A 23238-nucleotide genomic window follows, 5' to 3' on the forward strand; every position below is an offset into this window, starting at 1 on the left:
TGCAGGAACATCAAATAGTCTAGTTAATTTTAAAAATAGCTTTGTAATTTATTAATCGATCTTAGTTTATTAATAAACGCTCACAATTATAATCGCTCAAGCAAACTATTACAACGGAATATTACCGTGTTTCCTATCTGGTCTATGAACAGTTTTTCCTTCGAGCATACTAAAGGCTTTCAACAACTTTCGACGGGTATCTTCTGGAAGAATAACCTCATCTATAAATCCGCGTTGTGCTGCGGTGTACGGATTGGCAAATAACTCAGCATATTCAGCTTCTTTTTCTAATAGTTTTGCTTCGTGGTCTTCGGCTTCGCTAATTTCTTTTTTGAAGATAATTTCTGAGGCACCTTTGGCACCCATTACCGCAATTTCTGCCGTAGGCCAAGCAAAATTCATATCGGCACCAATGTGTTTTGAATTCATTACATCATAAGCTCCTCCATAGGCTTTTCGAGTAATCACCGTCACTCTTGGCACGGTCGCCTCACTAAAAGCATATAATAATTTAGCACCGTGTACAATGATTCCGTTCCATTCTTGGTCGGTACCTGGCAAGAAACCGGGAACGTCTTCCAACACCAACAACGGAATATTGAAACTGTCGCAAAAACGAACAAATCTCGCAGCTTTGATAGAGCTCTTCACATCCAAACAGCCGGCTAAAAACATTGGATTGTTGGCTATAATTCCGATACTTCTTCCTCCCAAACGGGCAAATCCAACAATAATATTTTCGGCATACTCTTTATGAATTTCATAAAAAGAATCGGCATCAATAATCCCTCGAATCACTTCGTGCATATCATAGGGTTTGTTGGCACTGTCTGGAATAATTGTAGCCAATTCCATTCGCACTTCATCGCCCAGAACATAAGGTACTTTTGGAGTTGTTTCTTTGTTGTTTTGTGGCAAATAGCTCAAAAGATTTTTGATACTGTTCAACAAAGCCACTCCGTTGGGAGCTGTTAAATGGGCCACTCCCGATTTGGAAGCGTGTGTTACGGCTCCACCTAAAGCTTCTGAAGTTACTTCCTCGTTGGTTACCGTTTTCACTACATTGGGTCCTGTAACAAACATATAACTGTTATTTTCTACCATCATAGTAAAATCGGTCATCGCTGGGGAATACACTGCACCACCCGCGCAAGGTCCCATAATTGCCGAAATCTGAGGTATCACCCCAGAAGATTGTACATTGCGATAAAAAATATCTGCGTAACCTCCCAAAGAACGAACGCCTTCTTGAATTCGAGCACCTCCTGAATCGTTTAATCCAATCATTGGCGCACCCACTTTGAGCGCCATATCCATTACTTTACAAATTTTCTCGGCGTGTGTTTCGGACAAAGAACCACCAAAAACGGTGAAATCTTGTGCAAAAACATAGACCAATCTTCCATTAATAGTTCCGTAACCTGTAACTACCCCATCTCCGTAAATCAGGTCCTTCTCCATACCAAAATCGGTAGTTCTGTGGGTAACCAACATCCCAATTTCTTCAAAAGAACCTTCGTCCAACAAATACATTACACGCTCTCTTGCGGTTAGCTTCTTACTGGCGTGATGTTTATCAATTCGGGCTTGACCACCGCCCAATTGGGCTAGTGCTATTTTTTCGTTTAATACTTTTATTTTAGATTCCATACTTTTCTGTTGTTATTAAAATGCACAAAGCACCTATTTAATTAGGCAATCGAAGCACTTTTTGGTCCTGTAAATACTGTTGCAACGCCAATTTTGCTGCAATCAATGCTTCTTTCTGGGTTTGCTCTTTTAAAATTTCAGGATTGTAATACTTCTTTACAAAATTGGTATCAAAATCACCCGAACGAAACGCCTCGTGCTGCATTACAAAAGCACCAAAAGGTAATGTGGTTTGCACGCCTTCCACTTTATAATCAGCAATAGCTTGTTCCATACGCTGAATAGCTTCTTCACGAGTGGCTCCGTAAGTGATTAATTTGGCCAACATCGGGTCATAATAAATAGGCACATCCATACCTTGAGCATATCCGTTATCTACTCGGACACCATCGCCTTCGGGCAATTGGTACACTTCTAAATTACCTACACTTGGTAAAAAGCCATTCAAAGTATCTTCGGCATACACACGTAATTCTACAGCGTGACCGTGAATTTTCAAATCCTCTTGTTGAATGGTAAGCGCTTCGCCTCTAGCCACACGAATTTGCATTTCGACCAAATCGACTCCAGCAATAATTTCGGTAACTGGATGCTCTACTTGCAAACGCGTATTCATTTCTAAGAAATAAAAGTTCAGTTGTTCATCCACCAAAAACTCCACGGTTCCTGCTCCCAAGTAATCACAAGATTTGGCTACCAATACGGCGGCTTCTCCCATTTTTTTTCGAATTTCGGGTGTGATAACCGCAGAGGGCGCTTCCTCTACTACTTTTTGATGACGACGTTGAATACTACATTCTCTTTCAAACAAGTACAACACATTGCCGTGACTATCCGCCATCACTTGAATTTCGATATGTCTTGATGACGCCACATATTTTTCAATAAAAACTGCTCCATCTCCAAAAGCAGCCACAGCCTCACTAATAGCACGGTTCATTTGCGCTTCAAAATCGGCTTCATTATCTACGACGCGCATCCCTTTTCCGCCACCTCCAGCAGAGGCTTTGATTAAAATAGGAAAACCGATTGCTTTTGCGGTTCGCTTAGCCTCTTCAATATCGGTAATCGCGTGGTCCACTCCAGGAACCATTGGAATATCGTATTGTAGAACAGCTTCTTTGGCGGCCAATTTACTACCCATAATATGAATGGCTTTGGATTTTGGACCAATGAATATGATGTTGTTTTTTTCGGCTTCTTCGGCAAATTCAGCATTTTCACTCAAGAAACCATAGCCTGGATGAATCGCATCTGCTTGGACCGCTTTGGCCACTTCTATAATTTTATTTCCTAACAAATAGGATTGATTGGATGGTGCTTCACCTATACAAACCGCTTCGTCTGCAAAGGCAACGTGAGGTGCATTTCGGTCTACAGTAGAATACACCGCCACTGTTTTGATTCCCATTTTTCGAGCAGTTTTCATCACTCGAATCGCGATTTCTCCTCTATTGGCAACTAGTATTTTTTTCATTTTTTTTCTATTCAAATTCTACCAACAATTGTCCTTTATCAACAGCATCGCCAACAGCAACTGCAATCGATTTGATTACTCCATTTCGTGGCGACTGAAAACTGTTTTCCATTTTCATCGCTCCTAAAATGAGTAAATTATCGTTTTCTTGAACGGTTTGTCCCACACTAACATTGATTTCTAAAATCAAACCAGGCATTGGTGCTTTGATGGCATTTACTTTTTGTACCGTGCTGGTATCAAATCCCATTTCTTTAATCAAAAGGTCCAAAGCGTCAGCAATGGCGACAGTATACACTGAGTTATTCACTTCAATAGTGTATTCCTTTTTATGAAAATCAGCAGCTACAATCTGAGCTTGATACCGCTTGTTTTCACTTAAAATATGAAATTGATTGTCAGTTGTCGCAACCGCATCCAGCGCATTGGCTGAGGCGGCATCGCATTCGAAATGAAAAGTATCATTTACTTTTAGTTGATAACTACTACTCATGTTTACGTTTTTAGTACTTGTAAATGTAATTAAAGAAAACGTTTTCGTAATACAGCTAAAGTAAGATTTATGCAAAAATTAGCAAGTAGCTAACTGTTTCACAAAAAATCATTGTAAATGGTTTTGTCAACGATAGATTTCGAAAGAAAATTGTAAAGAAATTATAAAATCAACAATCCAAAGGAGCGCAAGGTTTGCATCGGTTTTGAGTACCAAAACAGCTCAAAATCGGATAAATGGTCTTCAAAATCAGCTTTAATTTCTTGAAAAGAATACACTTTGGATTGAGAAACCGCAATTTTATCTAAAATAGCAAGCAACCATTCGCCTTCCGCTTTATTGGTTTGAACAGCAAAACTTTCTTTCTTGTCATGAAAGGTCAATTTAGCGAGTTCCCAAGGATTGCCTTTTTTGGATTTAGTAAAATATTCAACCAAAGGTTTTCCTCCCAACCAAACTACTTTGGCTGTAGGTTTTGTGGTGAAATTTTCTTCTTCTTGAAGCGCATTAAAAATAAAATCAGGGTGAATTTTGGTTTTTGGAATCTTAAAGTCAAACCATTCTTGCAGCTCAAAGTCGAAACAAATACCATGCATAAAATTGAACAAGGATTTCTTCAATCCGAAACTAAATTTTTCGTGGTCAATACCTGTCTTGTCTGTATAATTAATGTCATTTATGGCAAAAATCCCTTTCTCTGAACCTTGTAATGGAAGGAGTTCTGGTGTAACACCAAATTTTTCAGGATACAATCCCACTGGGCTATGAGCCGTCATCGCAAACTGGTGCCAAAATCCAGATTGCAACACTCCTGCTTCAAACAATTGACGCACCATTTCGAGACTGTCTATCGTTTCTTGAACCGTTTGGGTAGGATAACCGTACATCAAATACGCATGTACCATAATACCTGATTCCGTAAAATTGCGAGTCACTTTGGCCACTTGCTCAACGGTTACTCCTTTATCAATTAGTTGTAACAAACGATCAGAAGCAACTTCTAATCCACCCGAAACTGCTATACAACCTGAAGCTTTGAGTAATCGACACAAATCCGCCGAAAAACTTTTCTCAAAACGTATATTCGTCCACCAAGTAACCGATAATTTTCGGCGTAAAATTTCGAGCGCTAAAGCTCGCATCAAAGCTGGCGGTGCCGCTTCGTCAACAAAATGAAAGCCATTCTGACCTGTTTGTGTCATCATTTCTTCCATTCGGTCGCACAACAAATTGGCAGCTATAGGTTCGTAGATTTTGATGTAATCCAAAGAGATGTCACAAAAAGTACATTTGCCCCAATAACAACCATGCGCCATCGTCAACTTGTTCCAACGCCCATCGCTCCACATCCGATGCATCGGATTCACCACTTCGATTACCGAAATGTATTTATCCATCAGCAAATCCGTATAATCTGGAGTACCAACTTGCGATTGTTTATAATCAGGTCTAGTGGAATTGTTTTTATAAACGACTTTTCCTTCTTCTAAAATAAAAGTTCTTTTGAATTCTTTTGTATTTGGATTTTGAATATTGGCAATTAGTAATTCAACAGGAAGTTCCCCGTCATCTAAAGTAATAAAATCAAAAAACTCAAACACTCGAGCATCCGAAAGCGAACGCAATTCGGTATTGGGAAAGCCACCTCCCATTGCAATTTTGATATTCGGATAGTGCTTTTTCACCCATTGTGCCGAACGAAAAGCGCTGTACAAATTTCCAGGAAAGGGTACAGAAATCAGCATTAATTCTGGCTGAATTCTGGCTATTTTTTCTTCCAAAATAGACAATAAAATACCATCAATGTAAGTAGGTTCTTTTTGCAAAGCATCGTACAATTCGTCAAACGAATTGGCACTTCGACCCAGACGCTCAGCATAACGACTAAACCCAAAATTTTCATCGACACATTCGACTATAAAATCCGAAATATCTTCAAGGTACAAAGTTGCCAAATGTTTGGCTTTATCCTGTGTTCCCATCGTACCAAAAGCCCAATCCAACTCCTCCAATTGCGCAAAACGTGACGCTTCGGGCAAAAAATCTTCTTGACAAATTGGCAAAGCCAAGGTTGGATTTTTGCCTTGCAAAAAAGCAATCACTGAATCTATGGTTTTCAGGTATTCATCCCAAAGTGCTATTATTCTTTTCGCATTATCAGACAAGTCGCGAGTTCCCCTTTTGGGGGTTAGGGGGCTCAATCCCTCTCTCGAAAACAATTTCAAAATCACCTCAATACCCAAATCCGCTTGTTCTGAAGGCACTTCAAGGGTATTCAAAAAACCTTTGATATACGCCGTCGCTGGATACGGGGTATTCAGTTGCGTAAACGGTGGCGTGATGAGGAAAAGTTTTGGTTTCAAGAGTGAGATTGTTTTGATGCAAAAGTAACGCATTTTTAAAAAGAATAAGAATCCCTCATTATACAACTTCTTGCTATAAAGAATAAATTAGTATTTTTAAGTTTCAGAATTAACGATTTTATATATTGCCAACCAATCCAAAAATTACTAATTCAAATTATTTTTGTCGAAAAACTTATTTAACTAAGAGAATTTTCCAAAATCATTTACAAAAAATGCAATATCTAATTGAAATAAAACAGACAATAGCACAAGCTCGTCAAAAAGCGTATGCAGCTATTAATACGGCTATGATAGAAGCCTATTGGAATATTGGTAGACAAATTGTTACCGAAGAGCAAAATGGAAAAGACAGAGCTACTTATGGTAAAGAAATTATAAAAAATATTTCAAAAGAATTAACAGCAGAATTTGGTAAAGGTTTTTCAGAAAGAAACATTAGAAATTTCAGACAGTTCTACATTACATTCCCAAACATTGAGATTTGGCAGACACTGTCTGCCAAATTGAGTTGGTCCCATTTTCAATTAGTGCTAAAAATAGCTAACCCAAAAGCACAAGAATATTATCTAACTGAAGCGGCCGAAAACATGTGGTCGGTAAGAACTTTGGATAGAAATATCGCTACCATGTATTATCAACGTTTAGTATCTTCTCAAATTAAAGAAGATGTAATCAATGAAATGAACTTCAAAACAAAAGACCTTCAACATCATCCCTTCGAATTTATCAAGAATCCAACAGTGTTAGAGTTTTTAAATTTACCGACGCAACTCAGCTATACAGAACAAACTTTTGAAAAAAACTTAATTGACAATCTCCAAAAGTTTATCCTTGAGTTGGGAAAAGGATTCGCATTTGTAGAAAGACAACAACTCATTCGAACAGAAACTACCGATTTTTATATTGATTTAGTGTTTTATAACTATATTTTGAAATGTTTTGTAATAATAGATCTTAAAACCGATAAAATAACCCACCAAGATGTTGGACAACTCGATATGTATGTGAGAATGTATGACGACCTCAAAAAACAAGAAACAGACAATCCAACTATTGGAATATTACTCTGTACAGAAACAGATAATACGATAGCCAAATATTCTGTCTTAAGCGAAAACGAACAACTTTTTGCTTCAAAATATTTACCTTATTTACCAACAGAAGCAGAACTTATTGCCGAAATTGAGCGCGAAAAACAATTCATTATGGAGCAATTGTCCAAAGAATAAATCCTTAAAACTGATGATTTTTTCTAGAAATCATAAAAAGAGAGCCTAAACTTAACAAAGCAGCCCCCGTCAAATAATACCCCACATACGAAATGTCATAATCCGTAGCCAACCAAATGGCAATCATAGGAGCAAAAGCAGCTCCAAATATTCCGGCTAAATTAAAGGTTAAGGAAGCTCCAGAATAGCGGACTTGTGTAGGAAACAACTCAGACAAAAAGGTACCTAAAGGACCATAGGTAAATCCCATTAATGCCATTCCAATACAAACGAAAGCAGTTACCATTACAGCACTTCCCGAACTAAGAAAAAATGGAAAGAAAAAACCAAAAACAGCTATGGCAATAGTAGCCCAAACCAGCATTTTTTTGCGCCCAATGGCATCGGCAACCACTGCAGAAACAGGAATAAACAGCGCAAAAAAGAGCACGGAGAACAACTGAATCAACAAAGCCTCTCTTTTGGTAAAACCTAAATCAGAGGTTGCCCAACTTAAAGTAAATACCGTCATTAAATAAAAAACCAAAAAAGTAGTCACTGCCGCCAAGGTTCCAAAAATCAATTGATTCTTGTAAGAGGTAAGCAAGGTGAAAAACGGAATTTTTACTTCTTCTTCTACTTTTTTAGCCTGCTCAAAAGAAGGCGTTTCAGAAATTTTAGTTCGAATATAAAAACCAACCACGACCAAAAGCGAACTGGCTATAAAAGGAATTCGCCAACCATAATTCATGAAATCTTCGTTGGACATACTATCCGTTAAAAGCAAAAAAGTCCCTCCAGAAAGCAACAAACCTATCGGAGCGCCTAACTGTGGGAACATACCATACCAAGCTCTTTTATTAGGTGGCGCATTTTCGATGGCTAGTAAAACAGCACCGCCCCATTCTCCTCCAAGACCAACACCCTGTCCAAAACGACATAGCATCAACAACAAAGGTGCAACAATACCAATACTAGCATAACCCGGCAGAAAACCAATGGCAACAGTAGAAATTCCCATAGTAAGTAATGCGGCTACCAAAGTAAATTTACGACCTATCTTATCACCAAAATGGCCAAAAAAAGCCGACCCCAAGGGACGGGATAAAAAAGCAATAGAAAACGTAGCTAGTGATTGCAACGTAGCCATAGTAGCGTCGGTACTCGGGAAAAAAAGTTGTGGAAAAACCAATACTGCGGCATTGGCATAAATATAAAAATCAAAAAACTCGATGGTCGTTCCTATCAAACTACCAAAAAGTACGTGTTGTATTGAATTTTTTCCTTTCGAAGGAGCATCTTGGGTCATTTGTTGTGGTTTTAGTTAGTGGTTTAGAATTACAATAATAAGTTAAAATGCATTGCTATTCAAAAAGGGAAGCCATTTAATTCCGCTTTTTTTGGTAATTTAGCCCTAAATCTATTTCAATTATGCCATCCGACTGTATCAGCTTTCAAAATTCTGGGTATTTTTCCTCACTAATCAATGATTATTTAGACCAAAAACCAAACGTACAGCCTTTGTACCATCGATTCCCAACTCTTGAAAATTTTGCTCCTCAAATAGATGAAAAGAAAGCCAACTTCGAAGACAAGAAAAGAGCTGTTTTAGTGGCTACTCTTGAAGCCCAATATGCCAAAATCAAGGCTTCAACGGCAACGTTAAACAACATTAAACTTTTAAATCATTCCAATACGTATACCATTACAACGGGTCATCAACTGAATTTATTCAGCGGACCATTGTATTTTCTATATAAAATCATTTCTACCATCAATCTGACCAAGGAATTACAACAAAAATACCCTGAACAAAATTTTGTTCCCGTCTATTGGATGGCTACCGAAGACCACGATTTTGAAGAAATCAATTACTTTACTTTTAAAGGAAAAAAATTCTGTTGGAACAGAGAAAGTACTGGACCAGTGGGCCGCTTATCTACAGAAGGTCTTGATGAATTTTTAGCCATTTTTGCACTAGAGTTAGGAAGCAGTACCAATGCCGAAACGCTAAAAAAACTATTTCATGAAGCTTATTTGAAGCATACCAATTTAGCAGACGCGACCAGATATTTGGCCAATGAGTTATTTGGTCACTACGGATTAGTCATTTTGGATGCTGATGATTCCAATTTAAAAAGACAATTTATTCCATTCATTAAGGAAGAGGTACTTAAGCAAACTGCTTTTTCAAAAGTGAATGAAACTATTGAGCAATTTGGTAACTATACCGTTCAGGTCAATCCTCGTGAAATCAATTTGTTTTATATAGAAGACAACTTGAGAGAGCGTATTATTTTTGAAGACGGATTGTACAAAATAAACAACACTAAACGCCATTTTTCAGAACAAGAACTACTCGCCGAACTGGAACTTCATCCCGAAAAATTTAGTCCCAATGTAGTGATGCGTCCTTTATACCAAGAAGTTATTCTCCCTAATCTAGCCTATATTGGCGGTGGTGGAGAAATAGCCTATTGGCTAGAATTGAAATCATTTTTTGAAGCAGTAAAGGTGACTTTCCCAATACTCATTGTACGTAACTCCGTAGTTTTGGCTACTGAAAAACAGCTAAAAAAAGCCGATGCCTTAGCCTTGACTTGGAGCGATTTATTCCAAAAACAAAACTTTTTAATAAACAACAAAACCAAACAATTATCGGAATTTGCCATCGATTTGAGCGATTTGAAACAACAATTACAACAACAGTTTCAAGTCCTAAATGAACTGACTTCCAAAACCGACCGTTCTTTTGCAGGTGCCGTAAAAGCGCAGGAAGCAAAACAAACCAAAGGACTAGATAACTTAGAAAAACGACTGCTAAAAGCACAAAAACGAAAATTAGCCGATAGTTTAAGCCGAATCACTGCACTTCAAAATGAATTGTTCCCCAACCAAAGTTTGCAAGAGCGTCAAGCCAATCTTTCGGAATTTTATCTAGAAAATGGCGAACAACTACTTCCTAAATTGGTTGATGAAATAAAACCTTTGTCTACCAATTTTACCATTATTACCTTTTAAAACCAACTTTTTTCATGAGCAAAGACCGACTGATTTCACTGGATGTATTTCGAGGATTAACTATTTTATTAATGACTGTTGTCAATAATCCTGGAAGTTGGTCCACTATTTATGCTCCCTTACGTCACGCCGAATGGCACGGTTGCACACCAACCGATTTGGTATTTCCTTTTTTTATTTTCATTATGGGAACCGCCATTGCTTTTGCCATGCCTACTAAAACCTACGACAGCTCAACCTTCAACAAAATCTTTGTTCGTTCGTTGCGCATGATAAACTTGGGCCTGTTCTTTAACTTTTTCGGTAAAATTCAGTTTTTAGACCTTGAAGGAACACCATTAATGATTATTCGCCTACTTATAACAGCTATTGTTGGATATGCTTTAATGGGGAATTTCAATCAAAAAACCAAAACCTATTTGGCCATTGGATGTTTTATTGTTTTTATGTTCTTTGCTTACAGCGGGATTCCAGCTTATGAAAACGTACGTCTTCCTGGGGTTTTACAGCGTATCGGGATTATATATTTTATCGCTTCCCTTTTATATTTAAAAACTACGCCCAAAATACAACTCATCGTTAGCAGTGTTTTACTACTGGGCTATTGGGCGCTAATGACATTAGTTCCTGCGCCGGGCTTTGCCGTTACCAATCTCGAAAAAGGAACGAATTTAGCTACTTGGGTGGACCAAATGTTGTTATCAGGACATGTTTGGGAAGCTACCAAAACTTGGGATCCAGAAGGTATTCTAAGTACAATTCCTGCTATAGTAACGGGTTTATTAGGCCTTCAAATTGGGCAATTACTCAATATGAATATCTCAAAAAAATCAAAAGCACAAAAAATGATTAGCATTGGAGCACTATTACTGCTCTTGGGTTGGCTTTGGAATTTTGTATTCCCCATCAACAAAGCCCTTTGGACAAGTTCATACGTGCTTTATACCGCTGGATTGGCTACGCTTATCTTGACGATTTTGTATTATTGCATCGACCTACTCAATTTCAAAAAAGGAATCACGCTATTTTTGGTTTGGGGCGTTAATCCCATGATTGTTTTCTTTTTGTCCCAAATCATTCCTCAAGCTTTGGTAATGATTTCGGTTCAAAATCCAAAAAACAACACTCCAATCGACTTTTGGACCTACAGTTATGAATTTGGAGTTCTGCCTAATTTCGAAAATCCTATGAATGCTTCACTGGCTTTTGCTTTGCTTTATGTAGGTTTTTGGAGTCTTTTATTGTGGTATTTCTACCAAAAGAAACAGTTTTTTAAAGTATAATCACACTATTTTATCGCATAATCAAAAATTTGACTTAAAAATGACAATTTCACAAATTGTATTTGCAAAAAAAGTCTATTTTTGCACCAAATTTTAAAAAACCAAAAAATGGCTACAAATAGAACTTTTACAATGATTAAGCCTGATGCTGTAGAAAACGGACACATCGGAAACATCTTAGCAATGATTACTAACGCAGGTTTCAAAATTGTTTCTTTGAAATTAACGCAATTGACTGTGGCTGACGCACAAGCATTTTACGCAGTACACTCAGCTAGACCTTTCTTTGGAGAATTAGTAGAATTCATGACTCGTGGTCCTATTGTTGCTGCCATTTTAGAAAAAGAAAATGCTGTGGAAGATTTCAGAACTTTAATTGGAGCGACGAATCCAGCTGAAGCTGCTGAAGGAACTATCCGTAAAGCTTACGCAACTTCTATCGGAGAAAATGCAGTTCACGGTTCTGATAGCGACGAAAATGCTGCTATCGAAGGTGCTTTCCACTTTGCAGGAAGAGAGCAATTCTAAATCAGTGTTCAGTAAACAGTTTTTAGTGGGCAGTAAAATGTACTAAAAACAGTTATCTCATAAAAAATCCCGTTTCAATTGAATAGAAACGGGATTTTTTATTTAAAAAGATTACTCCATTCTTCTTTAACATCATAGTCATTAACCCCAAAATTGATTAATCTTTCAATAAGTATTTTTTTAAATTCACCATAATTAGAATGATAGAATTCAGAAATACAGACAACTCTTTTTCCTTTTTGAAGAATAAAAAGGTTTTCAGAAACACCAAGTTTTCCAGACTCAAACAAGCTTACAAAACCATCTAAACTATTTAAAGCATATGATTCTGATTTACCTAACCCAAAATATCGTTTTACAACTACATATTGTTGATCAATTGTTACTCTATGTGCCCTAGTTCTAAAAACTGTTCCCCAAAAAACCAAGATAAAAAGCAAGAACAAAATAGGAAGAGTCATCGTTGCATAGGGTGAATTATAACAAAGATAAATAAGCATAACGGGCAAAATACTAATATAAGATGCTAATAAAATCGGCAAGAATTTAAACTTCGAAACTGTACTCATCATATTTTTTAAAACTCAACAAAACTACCTCAACACCACGTCTCTAACCACATCACGACGCAATTCCTCATTAATCATCGCAATTATTTTCGATTTCCCGTGGCTCAATTCTTCACGTAAAACAGAAGAAGACAATTCAACATGTAAAACGGATCCTTTCAACATCACATTTTTGGTATAATGATTCACACCATTGCCCATCAAATTTTTCCAAGCTTCACGTACATCAATCTGGTTAAGTCCCGTTTGCAGTTTATTAACTTCAATAATATGCTTCAAAACATCACCTACCGTATTCTGATCATTTAGTCGTTTTGCCATTGTCAATAATTTTTATCGGACCTGTTTTTTTATAGTGATACTCTTTTTGCTCTGCATTTCTCAAGACCAATTCCTTCGCGTCAATCTTTACCAATTCCTCAGACCATTGTGCATAATCAGTCTTGAAATCAAGAAAAATTTGATCATTTTTTTGTCGAACATGAATCGTTTCTACCAAATCATTCGCCTGAAACGTACCGTCCAATTGCGGCATTACTTTCTTTCTAAATCCAGTATCGCCTTTTATTTCAAAATAATCAAAACTATCATTGCTCGGGTATTCTTTATCTTCACCTTCCTCAAAAACCACTTTCTCAATCTCCCAATACCCATTCAACAAAGTCACAGATTCCTTCTCAACTTTAGGTTGACACCCTAAAAAAAACAAACAAACGGTTACTAATACAACTACTTTTTTCATAGAATATTTTTATTTTTTATAAGGAGCTATTTCCTGCTGTCCACTATATCTTGTAGTCCCGAACCCCGGGACCACAAGGATGCCGTTCCCATCAGGGCTAGAAAAACAGTGCACAACAACACGCCTGCTCTTATTACAAAGTACGCCTAAATCAAGTAAAGAAACAAAGAAAAAGAGTGCGCATTCCACATTTTAAAACAAAAAGGAAAGCAACAAAAAGAAAATTAAAAAGATAGGAAAACAATAAACTCGTACAAAAAAGCAAGGAAAAATCAGCTTTACTTCGCACTAAACTTCTTGTAAACACCAATTATAAAAAGAACAACGCCAGCTCCAAGAAAAAAACCATACGCATAATCCATTTTGCCTCTAACTAAATTTGCCAAGAAAAGACAAATCATACTCATAAAGTAAAGATATAAAGGACTCAAATTTTTCATAACAAACTATTTAAAGAAAGAATCAACAAACTCAAACTTATTAAAGACTTGTAAATCTTCAATGCCCTCACCTACTCCGATATATTTTACAGGAATCTGGAACTGATCTGAAATACCAATCACAACACCACCTTTGGCCGTTCCGTCTAATTTCGTAACTGCAAGAGAAGTAACTTCGGTAGCAGCCGTAAATTGTTTGGCTTGTTCAAAAGCATTTTGACCTGTAGAACCATCTAGTACCAAAAGCACATCATGAGGTGCATCGGCAACAACTTTTTGCATCACACGCTTCACTTTAGACAATTCGTTCATCAAATTGATTTTATTATGCAAACGTCCAGCAGTATCAATAATCACAATATCGGCATTTTGAGCCACCGCTGATTGCAAAGTATCAAAAGCTACAGAAGCTGGATCACTTCCCATTTCCTGACGCACTATAGGCACTCCAACACGATCTGCCCAAATTTGTAACTGATCGATTGCTGCCGCTCGGAAAGTATCTGCTGCACCAAGAACTACCTTGTATCCTGATTTTTTAAACTGGTGAGCCAATTTACCAATAGTAGTGGTTTTACCTACACCATTAACACCTACCACCATCAACACATACGGTTTGGCTTGAACAGGAATAACAAACTCAGTAGCTTCACCATTATTAGTTTCAGATAACAAACCTGCTATTTCTTCCTGTAAAATAGTATTCAATTCATCAACGCCTAAATATTTATCCTCAGCAACGCGTTTTTCAATTCGAGTAATAATTTTCAATGTAGTTGCTACACCAACATCTGAAGCAACCAATATTTCCTCCAAATTATCCAATACATCATCATCTACCTTAGACTTTCCAGCAACAGCTTTGGTCAGTTTGGTAAAAAAATTAACTTTTGTTTTCTCAAGACCCTTATCTAAGGTCTGCTTCTTTTCGGTGGAAAATATACGTTTAAAAAAACTCATTTCTTGTTAGGTTAAGTATGTCATCAAAGGAAAAATTCCTCGAATTATTTGAAAGGGTAAATATAAAAAATAAAAAAGCTACTTCCGAGAGAAAGTAGCTTTTCTATAAAATGTATGTAGATTATTTCTTTTTCAAGAATTCATCAACAGCTTCAGGAGCCATAATAGATTCAACGAATGTATATGCACCAGTCTTAGGAGATTTTACCATTTTGATGGCTTTTGATAATCTCTTAGAAGCAGTTTGTAACGTAGCTACGGTTTTCTTTGCCATGATTCAAATGTTTTATAAAAGTTTTACTTCAAGTAAAATTTTCTTATTATTTAATTTCTTTGTGAACAGTTACACGTTTCAAGATTGGATTAAATTTTTTAATCTCTAATCTATCAGGGGTATTTTTTTTGTTCTTAGTAGTTATATATCTTGAAGTTCCTGCAACACCTGAAGTTTTGTGCTCAGTACATTCTAAAATTACCTGGATTCTATTACCTTTCTTTGCCATCTTGCTATATATTTATTTAGGAAAAAGATTATTTTATAAATCCTTCTGATTGCGCTTTTTTCAATACAGCAGCAATTCCATTTTTGTTAATTGTTTTTATCGTAGATGCTGCTACTCTAAGAGTAATCCATCTATCTTCTTCTGGAAGATAAAAACGCTTTTTCACTAAGTTTACAGAAAACTTTCTCTTAGTTTTATTCATAGCGTGAGAAACGTTATTTCCTACCATCGCTCTTTTACCTGTAAGGTCACAAACTCTTGACATTATGCTTATCTTTTATCGTTATTCAAAATCAGGGTGCAAAGAAAAGAAAAATAAACGGATGAAACAAAAAATTATAACACATTTTTTAAAATTTCTTTTTGCAACATTTCCAAACTCTTAGTAACCGCTCTATCTATTACTTTTTCTCGGGGTTGACCAAAATTAAACTCTTCTACAAGGACTCCTTTTGGGGTTGCCAAAGCAATAATTACGATTCCAACACTAGCCTCTGAGTCGCCTTTTGAAGGACCAGCATTACCTGTAGTTGCAATTGCATAATCTGTCTTGAAGATTTTTTGACAATTTATTGCCATTTCTTTTGCTACTTCAACACTCACTACACTATGGGTTTGAATTGTATCTGAATCAACCCCCAATAGCTTAATTTTCATTTCGGTAGCATAAGCCACCACACTCCCTTTATAATAATTAGAAGCCCCAGGAACTCCTGCAACGAGTTGTGCAATTTTACCTCCAGTGCAACTTTCTGCCGTAGCTAGTGTTTTATTTTTTTGAACTAACAACCTTCCAACAACAACTTCAAGAGTTTCTTCTTCATCAAACCCTACAATAATATCCCCTATAAGCGTAGTCAATTGAACCAACTGATTATCCAATTCGCTTTCTAAAAAAGTTTTATCTACACCTCTAGCGGTTAAACGCAAACGCACTCTTCCGGGAGCAGGCAAATAAGCCAATTTGATAAAATCAGGCAAACTATCCTCCCAACCTTCAATGCGTTCCGCCACCAAACTTTCTCCCTGACCATAAGTCAAAACCGTTTTATGAATTATAAAAGGGCGCTCATACTCATTTACAATCTTCGGAACAACCTGATGATCCACCAAATATTTCATTTCATAAGGCACTCCAGGTAACGAAACAAAAACTGTTTTCCCTTTTTGAATCCACATCCCAGGAGCAGTACCCACTTCATTATGCAAAACAATGCATTTTGAAGGAACCAAAGCCTGATCTTTATTCATTTGAGATGCTTCTCTTTGCAAAGCTCTTTCGATTAGTAGAATCACATGACTCTCTACTTCTGCATTCCGAACAAGTACATCGTCAAAATAATCACAAATTGTTTTTTTTGTAATATCATCCTTTGTTGGTCCTAAACCTCCTGTAATCATCACAATATCAACCTGATCTTGCAATAAAGCAAAGGTGTCCAAAATAGCTTGTTTATCATCACTAATAGACAACATTTCCTTAATCTCAATTCCTATTCGATCCAAAGCTTTGGCGATATAACCAGAATTGGTATCTACAATTTGACCAATAAGAATTTCGTCACCGATAGTAATAATGGCTGCTTTCATTTAAAATTAAATTGTAGTGGATGTATGAATAAAAATAAAAAAGACTATTATCTGCATTAGAAAAACTATTCTTTCCTAAGAGAAATAATTCTCTTTCTGAATTTTTCATAATCACATTCGACTGGAACCACAAGCTGCTTGTTAATTGATTCTTTCTTCACCAACCTTCTAATCTGAAACAATTCCTGATTAACAGTATTAGCACAAAATTCCATAAAAACAAAGCCATTTGGAATGCTTTTTTCAACCTTCCACTCCTCATAAGCAGTGTCTTCAAAGAAAATAGGCAAATGAAAAGCACTTTCTTTATCTATGATATAATGAGCTCTACTAATTTTTTTTCTTTTCTCCCGTTGTATCGAGCTGCTTTTTAACACATAATGATAGTAAGAAACCCCATAGATAAGAGTATCATTCAAAGAAGAGAAATCATAATTCTTTGTTTGCAATTTATTTGTTCCATAAATCTGAACAAACTTACAAGGAATACTAATAGATTCTGACTTTAAAAACTCAGCCTTAGCGAAATATACGACTGCATGATTACCAACATAATCCAAAAAGTTTATTGTAAAATTTAAAGAATCTTTCTCGACAACACTCATTTTATAGCTATTATCTTTAGAATTAATGTAATAATATTCTTTCTGAATTGGAGCCCCTTCCTTTATCTGAAGATCATATTGCAAAACATAATCAAAAGTATATGTTTTTTGACTATATAATGAATTTGAAGCCACTATGAGTAATCCCAAAAAAAACAACCTCATATAAAATAGTTTACAAATCAAAATCTTTTTTGATTTCTTTTACCGCTTCCTTAACGCGTTTTTTGATACTCTTGAAAGTCTCAATAATATCTTTTTTTCTTCCTTCGGCTTTAGTCCATGCTTCTACTTGTAGTATTTCCTCAAAAGCCACGTTCAAACCTATTAAATCAAGAGTTGGTTTGATTTTATGAGCGAATGCATAAGCTTGTTTATGATCCTTATTATCAATTCCTTCTTTGATTTTTTTCAAATCCTCTGGAACTTCGGTAACAAAAAGAGTCAAAATTTGATGTACAAATTCTGGGTCATTATCTGAAAGTGCATACACTTTGGAGAGGTTGTATTTTAACGCCATTACTTTACCTGTATTCTAAATAGTTGTTGTCCTTCTAAAAATCCTTCTAAAATATCATTCGAGCGAACTGAAGCTACTCCTGCTGGTGTACCAGTAAAAATAATATCTCCAATTTTTAAAGTAAAAAATTGAGAAACATAAGCAATCAACTCGTCAATAGACCATAACATATGACTAGAACAGCCTTTCTGAACTGTTTGTCCGTTATTGGTTAACTCAAATGTAAGATTTTCTAATGAACTAAACTGCGTTTTAGGTAAAAATTCTCCAATCACTGCCGAACCATCAAATGCCTTTGCTTTCTCCCATGGCAATCCTTTTTGCTTTAACTTTTCCTGTAAATCTCTTGCCGTAAAGTCGATTCCAACACTAATTTCATCATAATATTTATGTGCAAACTTGGGTTCGATATACTTTCCAACCTTGCCAATTTTTACAATCAACTCAATCTCGTGATGAATATCTTCCGAAAACTCTGGAATCACAAACGGATGTTGTTTGAGCAAAATTGCCGAATCTGGCTTCATAAAAACCACTGGCTCTGCTGGACGCTCGTTTTTCAACTCTTCTATATGGTTGGCATAATTTCTGCCTATGCAAATTATTTTCATTTTCTTAAGTTTCTAAGACACTAAGCATCTCAGTTTCTAAAATACATTACATCTTAGAGACTCAGAACCAAGAGACTTTACTTTGTGTTCAATTTTCTTAATTTAATCGCTGTAAGTACTTTTTTGGTGTACAGAGGAAAATCGGCATTTTGGATCCAACTAAAATAACCCGGTTCTGCCTCAAGAACTTTCTCTACTTTAACTCCTTTGTGTTTTCCAAAAGTAAATACCTCTTCATTATCTTTATCAAAAGCAATCATTCCAGCAAAATCGGCAATTTTTTTACGAGTAGTGAATTCAGACAATGCTTTTATATCATTTTCCAATTCGGGGTAACGATCCAATTGAGCCTTTAAAATTTCATAGGTTGCCATCGTATCTGCTTCTGCAGAGTGCGCATTTTCCAGAGAATTTCCAGTGTAAAATTTCAAAGCCGCTGCTAATGTTCGCTCTTCCATTTTATGAAAAATAGTCTGAACATCTACCGAAACTCTGTTTTTCATATCAAAATCAACTCCTGCTCTCAACAACTCTTCTGCTAGCAATGGAATATCAAAACGGTCAGAATTAAATCCTGCCAAATCGCTATCTTTAATCATCAAATGCACCTGCGAAGCCAATTCTTTGAAAGTTGGCTCATTAGCCACTTTATCATTGGTTATTCCATGAACCGCAGTAGATTCCGCCGGAATTGGTATTGTTGGATTTACCAACCAAGTTTTGCTTTCCTTGTTTCCGTTTGGATACACTTTAAAAATTGAAATTTCTACAATACGATCTTTCCCAATATCAATGCCTGTTGTTTCCAGATCGAAAAAACAAATTGGTCTATTTAGTTTCAGTTCCATTTTTGGTCATTATAAGAATGCAAATATAATTCATTAAAAATGATTAAAAACAAGTGTGTAAACATTTTAGAACAAAACAAACCACTTCTCCTATAATAAAAAGAGCAAGACATAAAAAAACCGACTATTGAATTCTCCAAAGTCGGTTTTTACATTTTATATTCTCTATTAAAAATCTCTATTTACATCGAAAGCTTCTAGATATTCAGCTACTCGTTTTACAAAACTTCCACCCAGCGCACCATCTACCACTCTATGATCGTAAGAATGAGACAAGAACATTTTCTGACGAATACCAATAAAATCACCCTCTGGTGTTTCGATAACCGCAGGCACTTTTCTAATAGCTCCTAGCGCTAAAATACCTACTTGTGGCTGATTGATAATTGGTGTTCCAAAAACAGAACCAAAAGTTCCCACATTTGTCACTGTATAAGTCCCCCCTTGCGTATCGTCTGGTTTTAATTTTCCAGCTTTAGCACGATTCCCTAAATCATTTACAGCTTTAGCCATTCCCACTAAATTCAATTGGTCTGCATTTTTGATAACAGGAACAATTAAATTTCCGTTTGGCAAAGCTGCTGCCATACCCAAATTGATATTTTTCTTTTTGATGATAAATTCGCCATCAACAGAAATATTCATACCCGGAAAATCTTTTAGTGCTTTGGCAACCGCCTCCATAAATATAGGAGTAAAAGTCAACTTCTCACCTTCTCTTTTTTCGAAAGCTGTTTTTACTCGATCTCTCCATTTTACAATATTCGTTACATCCACTTCAATAAACGATTGTACGTGAGCCGATGTTTGAACAGAAGCTACCATATAACCTGAAATCAGCTTACGCATTCTATCCATTTCTACAATTTCGTCTCCTCCATTGACAGAAACTGGAGCTGCTTTCGACACCACTGGCGTTACTACAGGCGCGATAGTATCCACCATTAGTGATGGCGTTGTAGTAACTTTAGGTTGACTTCCTCTGTTTTTAATATATTCTAGAATATCCGCTTTGGTAATCCTTCCTTCTTTTCCAGTTCCTGAAATCGTTTGCAATTCTGCTACAGAAACACCTTCCTCTTTTGCGATATTTTTCACCAACGGAGATAAAAATTTATCGGATTCAGTAAAATCAACAGGAGCAAGTACCGTTTCTTTAGCTGCTTCAATCGCTTTTTCAATAACTACCACTTCTTCTGGAACTTCATCAGCAACAATTGTAGTAGCACCCTCACCTCCTTCGGTTTCAATAATAGCAATGGTTTGCCCTACTTGAACCAAATCATTTACTTGAAACAATTGTTCTACAAGAACTCCCGAAACTTCACTAGGCACCTCACTATCCACTTTATCCGTTGCAATTTCTAATACTGCCTCGTCTGCTTCAATTTTGTCACCTACTTGTTTCAACCAATTGGTTATGGTTGCTTCTGCAACACTTTCTCCCATTTTTGGAAGCTTTAATTCAAATCTTGCCATATTATTAACCTAAAAGGTGTTTTTTATTTTTCGCTTGCGAAATTAATAAATAATTTAAATATAAATTACATTTAATGTAATTTTTACCGAATTTTTAAAATCGCACCTCTTTCGTTATTATTATTACTTCCAATCAAAAAATTAGAACTTTTTGGTATAATTTTAAAAGTAAACCCTTGGTTTTTTAACGATTCTAAAATAGCTATGCAGTCTTTAAATGAAATATCCTCATTATCTAGGATAATTTCAATTCCATACTTTGTTTTAAAAAGAGACGAATTTACCATTTTTTCTCCTTCAAATGGCTGAAAAAAGACTTTTTTTCCTAATAGCAATTGCAATTCATGAGCTAATTCTTTGTTGGAAGAATACAACAAATAAGCGTTAGGCTTTTTTTGATTCTTAGGTTTTCCTTGAAGTGTTTTAAATAAGGAAAAAAAGAAAATACCTAGTTTCATAAACATTTCGAAGAAGAAAGATACTCTAAAATGTTTTTGATAAATAAATCGCATAGCTTCTTGAAAGCGCTTCATATAGGTTCCGTCCTTTACAGTGCTCTCACCTTTGTAATGTAGTACCGTAGTTTCATGAAAATAAAAATTATCTTTCCCTTTTTGCACTACTTGATATGACAAGTCAATATCATCCGAATACATAAAACAGTTTTCATCGAACCCTCCAACCTCTATGTACAATTCTCGGGATAAAAACATAAATGCCCCCACTAGAATATCCACTTTTCCGGTTTGATCAGGATGCAAATGTTGCGCATAATATTTTGTAAAAATTGAAAAGGAAGGAAACCATCGATACAAACCCATGACTTTTGTAAAAGCTACCCAAGGAGTAGGCACACTACGCTTACTCTCTGGCAAAAAATTTCCAGAACCATCAATGAGTTTCACACCAACAATTCCGAGATTCTTTTGAGCTTTGGCAAAAGCCAAAACCTTTTCAAAAGTATCTTCGGCAACGACTGTATCAGGGTTCAGAACACAAAGATATTCGCCTTTGGCGGCAGCTACTCCAATATTATTACCTTTCGGGAAACCCAAATTTTCAGCATTTTGAATGAGCTTAACTTCTGGAAAACGAGTTCGCATCATGGCACAACTATCATCAGAAGAACCATTATCTACTACTATAATCTCTCCTTCAATGTTTTCTAACGCTTTTTGAACGCTGAGCACACATTGTTCTAAGAAAAAACGAACGTTGTAGTTGAGAATGATAACTGATAATTGCATGATGCAAATATAATGAGATAATATTCTCTCAAAAACTCTAATGATAATTCTTATAATTAAAATAATGGCACCAAAGTAATTCCTTATTTTTACGGTTCCATTTGCATGAAAATCTATGAAATTCTTATTGTATATATTATGTTGTTTTTCGATAGCTTATCCACAAGCGAATAAACATACTGATGATGCTATGGTAAAAAACAAAAATTGCGAATATCCCAAGACCAAAACAAAAGCCATATTTTCAGCTCCGCTATCAGATTCTCTAAAAGAAACTTCGGGGTTAGTGTTTTTTGATGGTTTATTTTGGACTCACAATGACGACCATGATACCATCATTTATGGTTTGGATAAATCTGGGAAAATCAAAAGAAAAATCAATTTAAATAAGGTAGTAAATCATGATTGGGAAGAAATCACACAAGATGATTCCTATTTATATATAGGAGATTTTGGCAACAACTTTTCTGGAAATCGTAAGGATTTAAGCATTTTAAAAATTGAAAAAAAGTCCTTTTTGAAACAAGAGCCAATCATTGATACGATTTCTTTTTCCTACAGCAAACAATCAATTTTTAGTTCTCAACAACCTAACAAAACCGAGTTTGATTGTGAGGCTTTTATTGCCACAAAAGACAGTATTTATTTGTTTACAAAAGAATGGAAAACGGCTTCGACAAGTCTTTATGCGCTGCCAAACAAAACAGGCCATCACGTTGCTCAATTCAAAGCCAGTTGGAATTGCAAAGGCTTGATTACAGGTGCCACTTACATGGATAAAGAACAAAAAATTGTGTTGTGTGGATATACCAAAACAGGAAGTCCTTTTTTATATTTTCTATATGATTTTGAAGACCATCATTTTTTTTCGGGTTGCAAAAAAAGAATCGATCTAAAACTACGGTTTCATCAAATTGAGAGTATTAGCACCACTGACGGCAATACATTTTATCTCAGTAACGAAGCTTTGACAAGAAAACCTTTCTTGAATATTCCCCAACAATGGCATGTGGTGGAGCTGAAAAACCAAAGCGAGAAATAAGACTACTAATAACACCATTTAACGGCAAACCTTTTTTATTATTTAGAGCGCAGTAA

25 protein-coding genes are annotated in these 23238 nt (G+C 36.0%); 5 read left to right on the forward strand and 20 right to left on the reverse strand.

What is annotated here, in order from left to right:
- Nucleotides 1-108: 108 nt before the first annotated feature.
- The 4 genes from ACZ1AQ_RS08915 to ACZ1AQ_RS08930 all read right to left on the reverse strand — a co-directional run bounded on the left by ACZ1AQ_RS08915 (nucleotide 109) and on the right by ACZ1AQ_RS08930 (nucleotide 5983).
- Complete coding sequence (locus ACZ1AQ_RS08915; RefSeq protein WP_489632567.1) at nucleotides 109-1650, reverse strand: acyl-CoA carboxylase subunit beta; 1542 nt, start codon at nucleotides 1648-1650, stop codon at nucleotides 109-111.
- 37 nt (nucleotides 1651-1687) lie between these two features.
- The gene (locus ACZ1AQ_RS08920; RefSeq protein WP_489632568.1) at nucleotides 1688-3127 is read right to left on the reverse strand and encodes an acetyl-CoA carboxylase biotin carboxylase subunit; all 1440 of its coding nucleotides are present in this window, start codon (nucleotides 3125-3127) and stop codon (nucleotides 1688-1690) included.
- Between the two features lie 7 nt (nucleotides 3128-3134).
- Nucleotides 3135-3620 carry an acyl-CoA carboxylase biotin carboxyl carrier protein subunit gene (locus tag ACZ1AQ_RS08925; RefSeq protein ID WP_489632569.1) on the reverse strand — a complete coding sequence of 162 codons (486 nt, stop codon included), beginning with the start codon at nucleotides 3618-3620 and terminating at the stop codon, nucleotides 3135-3137.
- A gap of 161 nt (nucleotides 3621-3781) precedes the next feature.
- On the reverse strand, nucleotides 3782-5983 hold the full coding sequence (locus tag ACZ1AQ_RS08930; RefSeq protein WP_489632570.1) for a B12-binding domain-containing radical SAM protein: 2202 nt from the start codon (nucleotides 5981-5983) through the stop codon (nucleotides 3782-3784).
- A gap of 215 nt (nucleotides 5984-6198) precedes the next feature.
- Between ACZ1AQ_RS08930 and ACZ1AQ_RS08935 the strand changes: the two genes are divergently transcribed.
- Nucleotides 6199-7215 carry a PDDEXK nuclease domain-containing protein gene (locus tag ACZ1AQ_RS08935; protein WP_489632571.1) on the forward strand — a complete coding sequence of 339 codons (1017 nt, stop codon included), beginning with the start codon at nucleotides 6199-6201 and terminating at the stop codon, nucleotides 7213-7215.
- Between the two features lie 4 nt (nucleotides 7216-7219).
- On the opposite strand, the gene ACZ1AQ_RS08940 is transcribed toward ACZ1AQ_RS08935, so the two are convergent.
- The gene (locus tag ACZ1AQ_RS08940) at nucleotides 7220-8503 is read right to left on the reverse strand and encodes an MFS transporter (RefSeq protein ID WP_489632572.1); all 1284 of its coding nucleotides are present in this window, start codon (nucleotides 8501-8503) and stop codon (nucleotides 7220-7222) included.
- A 122-nt stretch (nucleotides 8504-8625) separates the two neighbouring features.
- On the opposite strand from ACZ1AQ_RS08940, the gene bshC reads away from it, so the two are divergent.
- From bshC to ACZ1AQ_RS08955, 3 genes are all read left to right on the forward strand, one after another.
- Entirely contained in the window at nucleotides 8626-10215 is a 1590-nt protein-coding gene (gene bshC / locus ACZ1AQ_RS08945; RefSeq protein ID WP_489632573.1) for a bacillithiol biosynthesis cysteine-adding enzyme BshC, read from the forward strand.
- Between the two features lie 14 nt (nucleotides 10216-10229).
- Entirely contained in the window at nucleotides 10230-11498 is a 1269-nt protein-coding gene (locus tag ACZ1AQ_RS08950) for an acyltransferase family protein (RefSeq protein ID WP_489632574.1), read from the forward strand.
- A gap of 108 nt (nucleotides 11499-11606) precedes the next feature.
- Entirely contained in the window at nucleotides 11607-12026 is a 420-nt protein-coding gene (locus tag ACZ1AQ_RS08955; protein WP_064715300.1) for a nucleoside-diphosphate kinase, read from the forward strand.
- Nucleotides 12027-12124: 98 nt separating this feature from the next.
- On the opposite strand, the gene ACZ1AQ_RS08960 is transcribed toward ACZ1AQ_RS08955, so the two are convergent.
- From ACZ1AQ_RS08960 to ACZ1AQ_RS09030, 15 genes are all read right to left on the reverse strand, one after another.
- The gene (locus tag ACZ1AQ_RS08960; protein WP_489632575.1) at nucleotides 12125-12598 is read right to left on the reverse strand and encodes a hypothetical protein; all 474 of its coding nucleotides are present in this window, start codon (nucleotides 12596-12598) and stop codon (nucleotides 12125-12127) included.
- A gap of 21 nt (nucleotides 12599-12619) precedes the next feature.
- Nucleotides 12620-12916, reverse strand: coding sequence for a DciA family protein (locus ACZ1AQ_RS08965; protein ID WP_489632576.1), 297 nt, complete (start codon nucleotides 12914-12916; stop codon nucleotides 12620-12622).
- Nucleotides 12897-13337 carry a lipocalin family protein gene (locus ACZ1AQ_RS08970; RefSeq protein ID WP_489632577.1) on the reverse strand — a complete coding sequence of 147 codons (441 nt, stop codon included), beginning with the start codon at nucleotides 13335-13337 and terminating at the stop codon, nucleotides 12897-12899. The genes ACZ1AQ_RS08965 and ACZ1AQ_RS08970 overlap by 20 nt, the downstream gene beginning before the upstream one ends.
- Before the next feature lie 278 nt (nucleotides 13338-13615).
- On the reverse strand, nucleotides 13616-13777 hold the full coding sequence (locus tag ACZ1AQ_RS08975) for a hypothetical protein (protein WP_489632578.1): 162 nt from the start codon (nucleotides 13775-13777) through the stop codon (nucleotides 13616-13618).
- Nucleotides 13778-13783: 6 nt separating this feature from the next.
- The gene (gene ftsY / locus ACZ1AQ_RS08980; RefSeq protein WP_489632579.1) at nucleotides 13784-14737 is read right to left on the reverse strand and encodes a signal recognition particle-docking protein FtsY; all 954 of its coding nucleotides are present in this window, start codon (nucleotides 14735-14737) and stop codon (nucleotides 13784-13786) included.
- A gap of 121 nt (nucleotides 14738-14858) precedes the next feature.
- The gene (locus ACZ1AQ_RS08985; RefSeq protein WP_489632580.1) at nucleotides 14859-15011 is read right to left on the reverse strand and encodes a DUF4295 domain-containing protein; all 153 of its coding nucleotides are present in this window, start codon (nucleotides 15009-15011) and stop codon (nucleotides 14859-14861) included.
- Nucleotides 15012-15057: 46 nt separating this feature from the next.
- Entirely contained in the window at nucleotides 15058-15240 is a 183-nt protein-coding gene (gene rpmG, locus ACZ1AQ_RS08990) for a 50S ribosomal protein L33 (protein ID WP_017495179.1), read from the reverse strand.
- Between the two features lie 28 nt (nucleotides 15241-15268).
- Nucleotides 15269-15505 carry a 50S ribosomal protein L28 gene (gene rpmB, locus ACZ1AQ_RS08995; protein WP_024980263.1) on the reverse strand — a complete coding sequence of 79 codons (237 nt, stop codon included), beginning with the start codon at nucleotides 15503-15505 and terminating at the stop codon, nucleotides 15269-15271.
- A 71-nt stretch (nucleotides 15506-15576) separates the two neighbouring features.
- Complete coding sequence (locus ACZ1AQ_RS09000) at nucleotides 15577-16830, reverse strand: CinA family nicotinamide mononucleotide deamidase-related protein (RefSeq protein WP_489632581.1); 1254 nt, start codon at nucleotides 16828-16830, stop codon at nucleotides 15577-15579.
- Nucleotides 16831-16895: 65 nt separating this feature from the next.
- A complete protein-coding gene (locus ACZ1AQ_RS09005) occupies nucleotides 16896-17600 on the reverse strand; it encodes a hypothetical protein (RefSeq protein WP_489632582.1) in 705 nt (234 codons plus the stop codon).
- A 10-nt stretch (nucleotides 17601-17610) separates the two neighbouring features.
- Nucleotides 17611-17955 (reverse strand): Hpt domain-containing protein, encoded by a 345-nt coding sequence (locus tag ACZ1AQ_RS09010; protein WP_489632583.1) that lies wholly within the window; start codon nucleotides 17953-17955, stop codon nucleotides 17611-17613.
- The gene (locus tag ACZ1AQ_RS09015; RefSeq protein ID WP_489632584.1) at nucleotides 17955-18566 is read right to left on the reverse strand and encodes a fumarylacetoacetate hydrolase family protein; all 612 of its coding nucleotides are present in this window, start codon (nucleotides 18564-18566) and stop codon (nucleotides 17955-17957) included. Before ACZ1AQ_RS09015 ends, ACZ1AQ_RS09010 begins: the two co-directional genes overlap by 1 nt.
- 77 nt (nucleotides 18567-18643) lie before the next feature.
- Nucleotides 18644-19414, reverse strand: coding sequence for an exonuclease domain-containing protein (locus ACZ1AQ_RS09020; protein WP_489632585.1), 771 nt, complete (start codon nucleotides 19412-19414; stop codon nucleotides 18644-18646).
- Between the two features lie 168 nt (nucleotides 19415-19582).
- The gene (locus tag ACZ1AQ_RS09025; RefSeq protein ID WP_489632586.1) at nucleotides 19583-20893 is read right to left on the reverse strand and encodes a dihydrolipoamide acetyltransferase family protein; all 1311 of its coding nucleotides are present in this window, start codon (nucleotides 20891-20893) and stop codon (nucleotides 19583-19585) included.
- An 83-nt stretch (nucleotides 20894-20976) separates the two neighbouring features.
- A complete protein-coding gene (locus tag ACZ1AQ_RS09030) occupies nucleotides 20977-22140 on the reverse strand; it encodes a glycosyltransferase family 2 protein (protein WP_489632587.1) in 1164 nt (387 codons plus the stop codon).
- 115 nt (nucleotides 22141-22255) lie between these two features.
- Here ACZ1AQ_RS09030 and ACZ1AQ_RS09035 point away from each other — a divergent pair, with 115 nt between their 5' ends.
- Complete coding sequence (locus ACZ1AQ_RS09035; RefSeq protein WP_489632588.1) at nucleotides 22256-23182, forward strand: T9SS C-terminal target domain-containing protein; 927 nt, start codon at nucleotides 22256-22258, stop codon at nucleotides 23180-23182.
- Nucleotides 23183-23238: the final 56 nt, after the last annotated feature.

It is taken from the genome of Flavobacterium sp. UM26 (assembly GCF_057922445.1).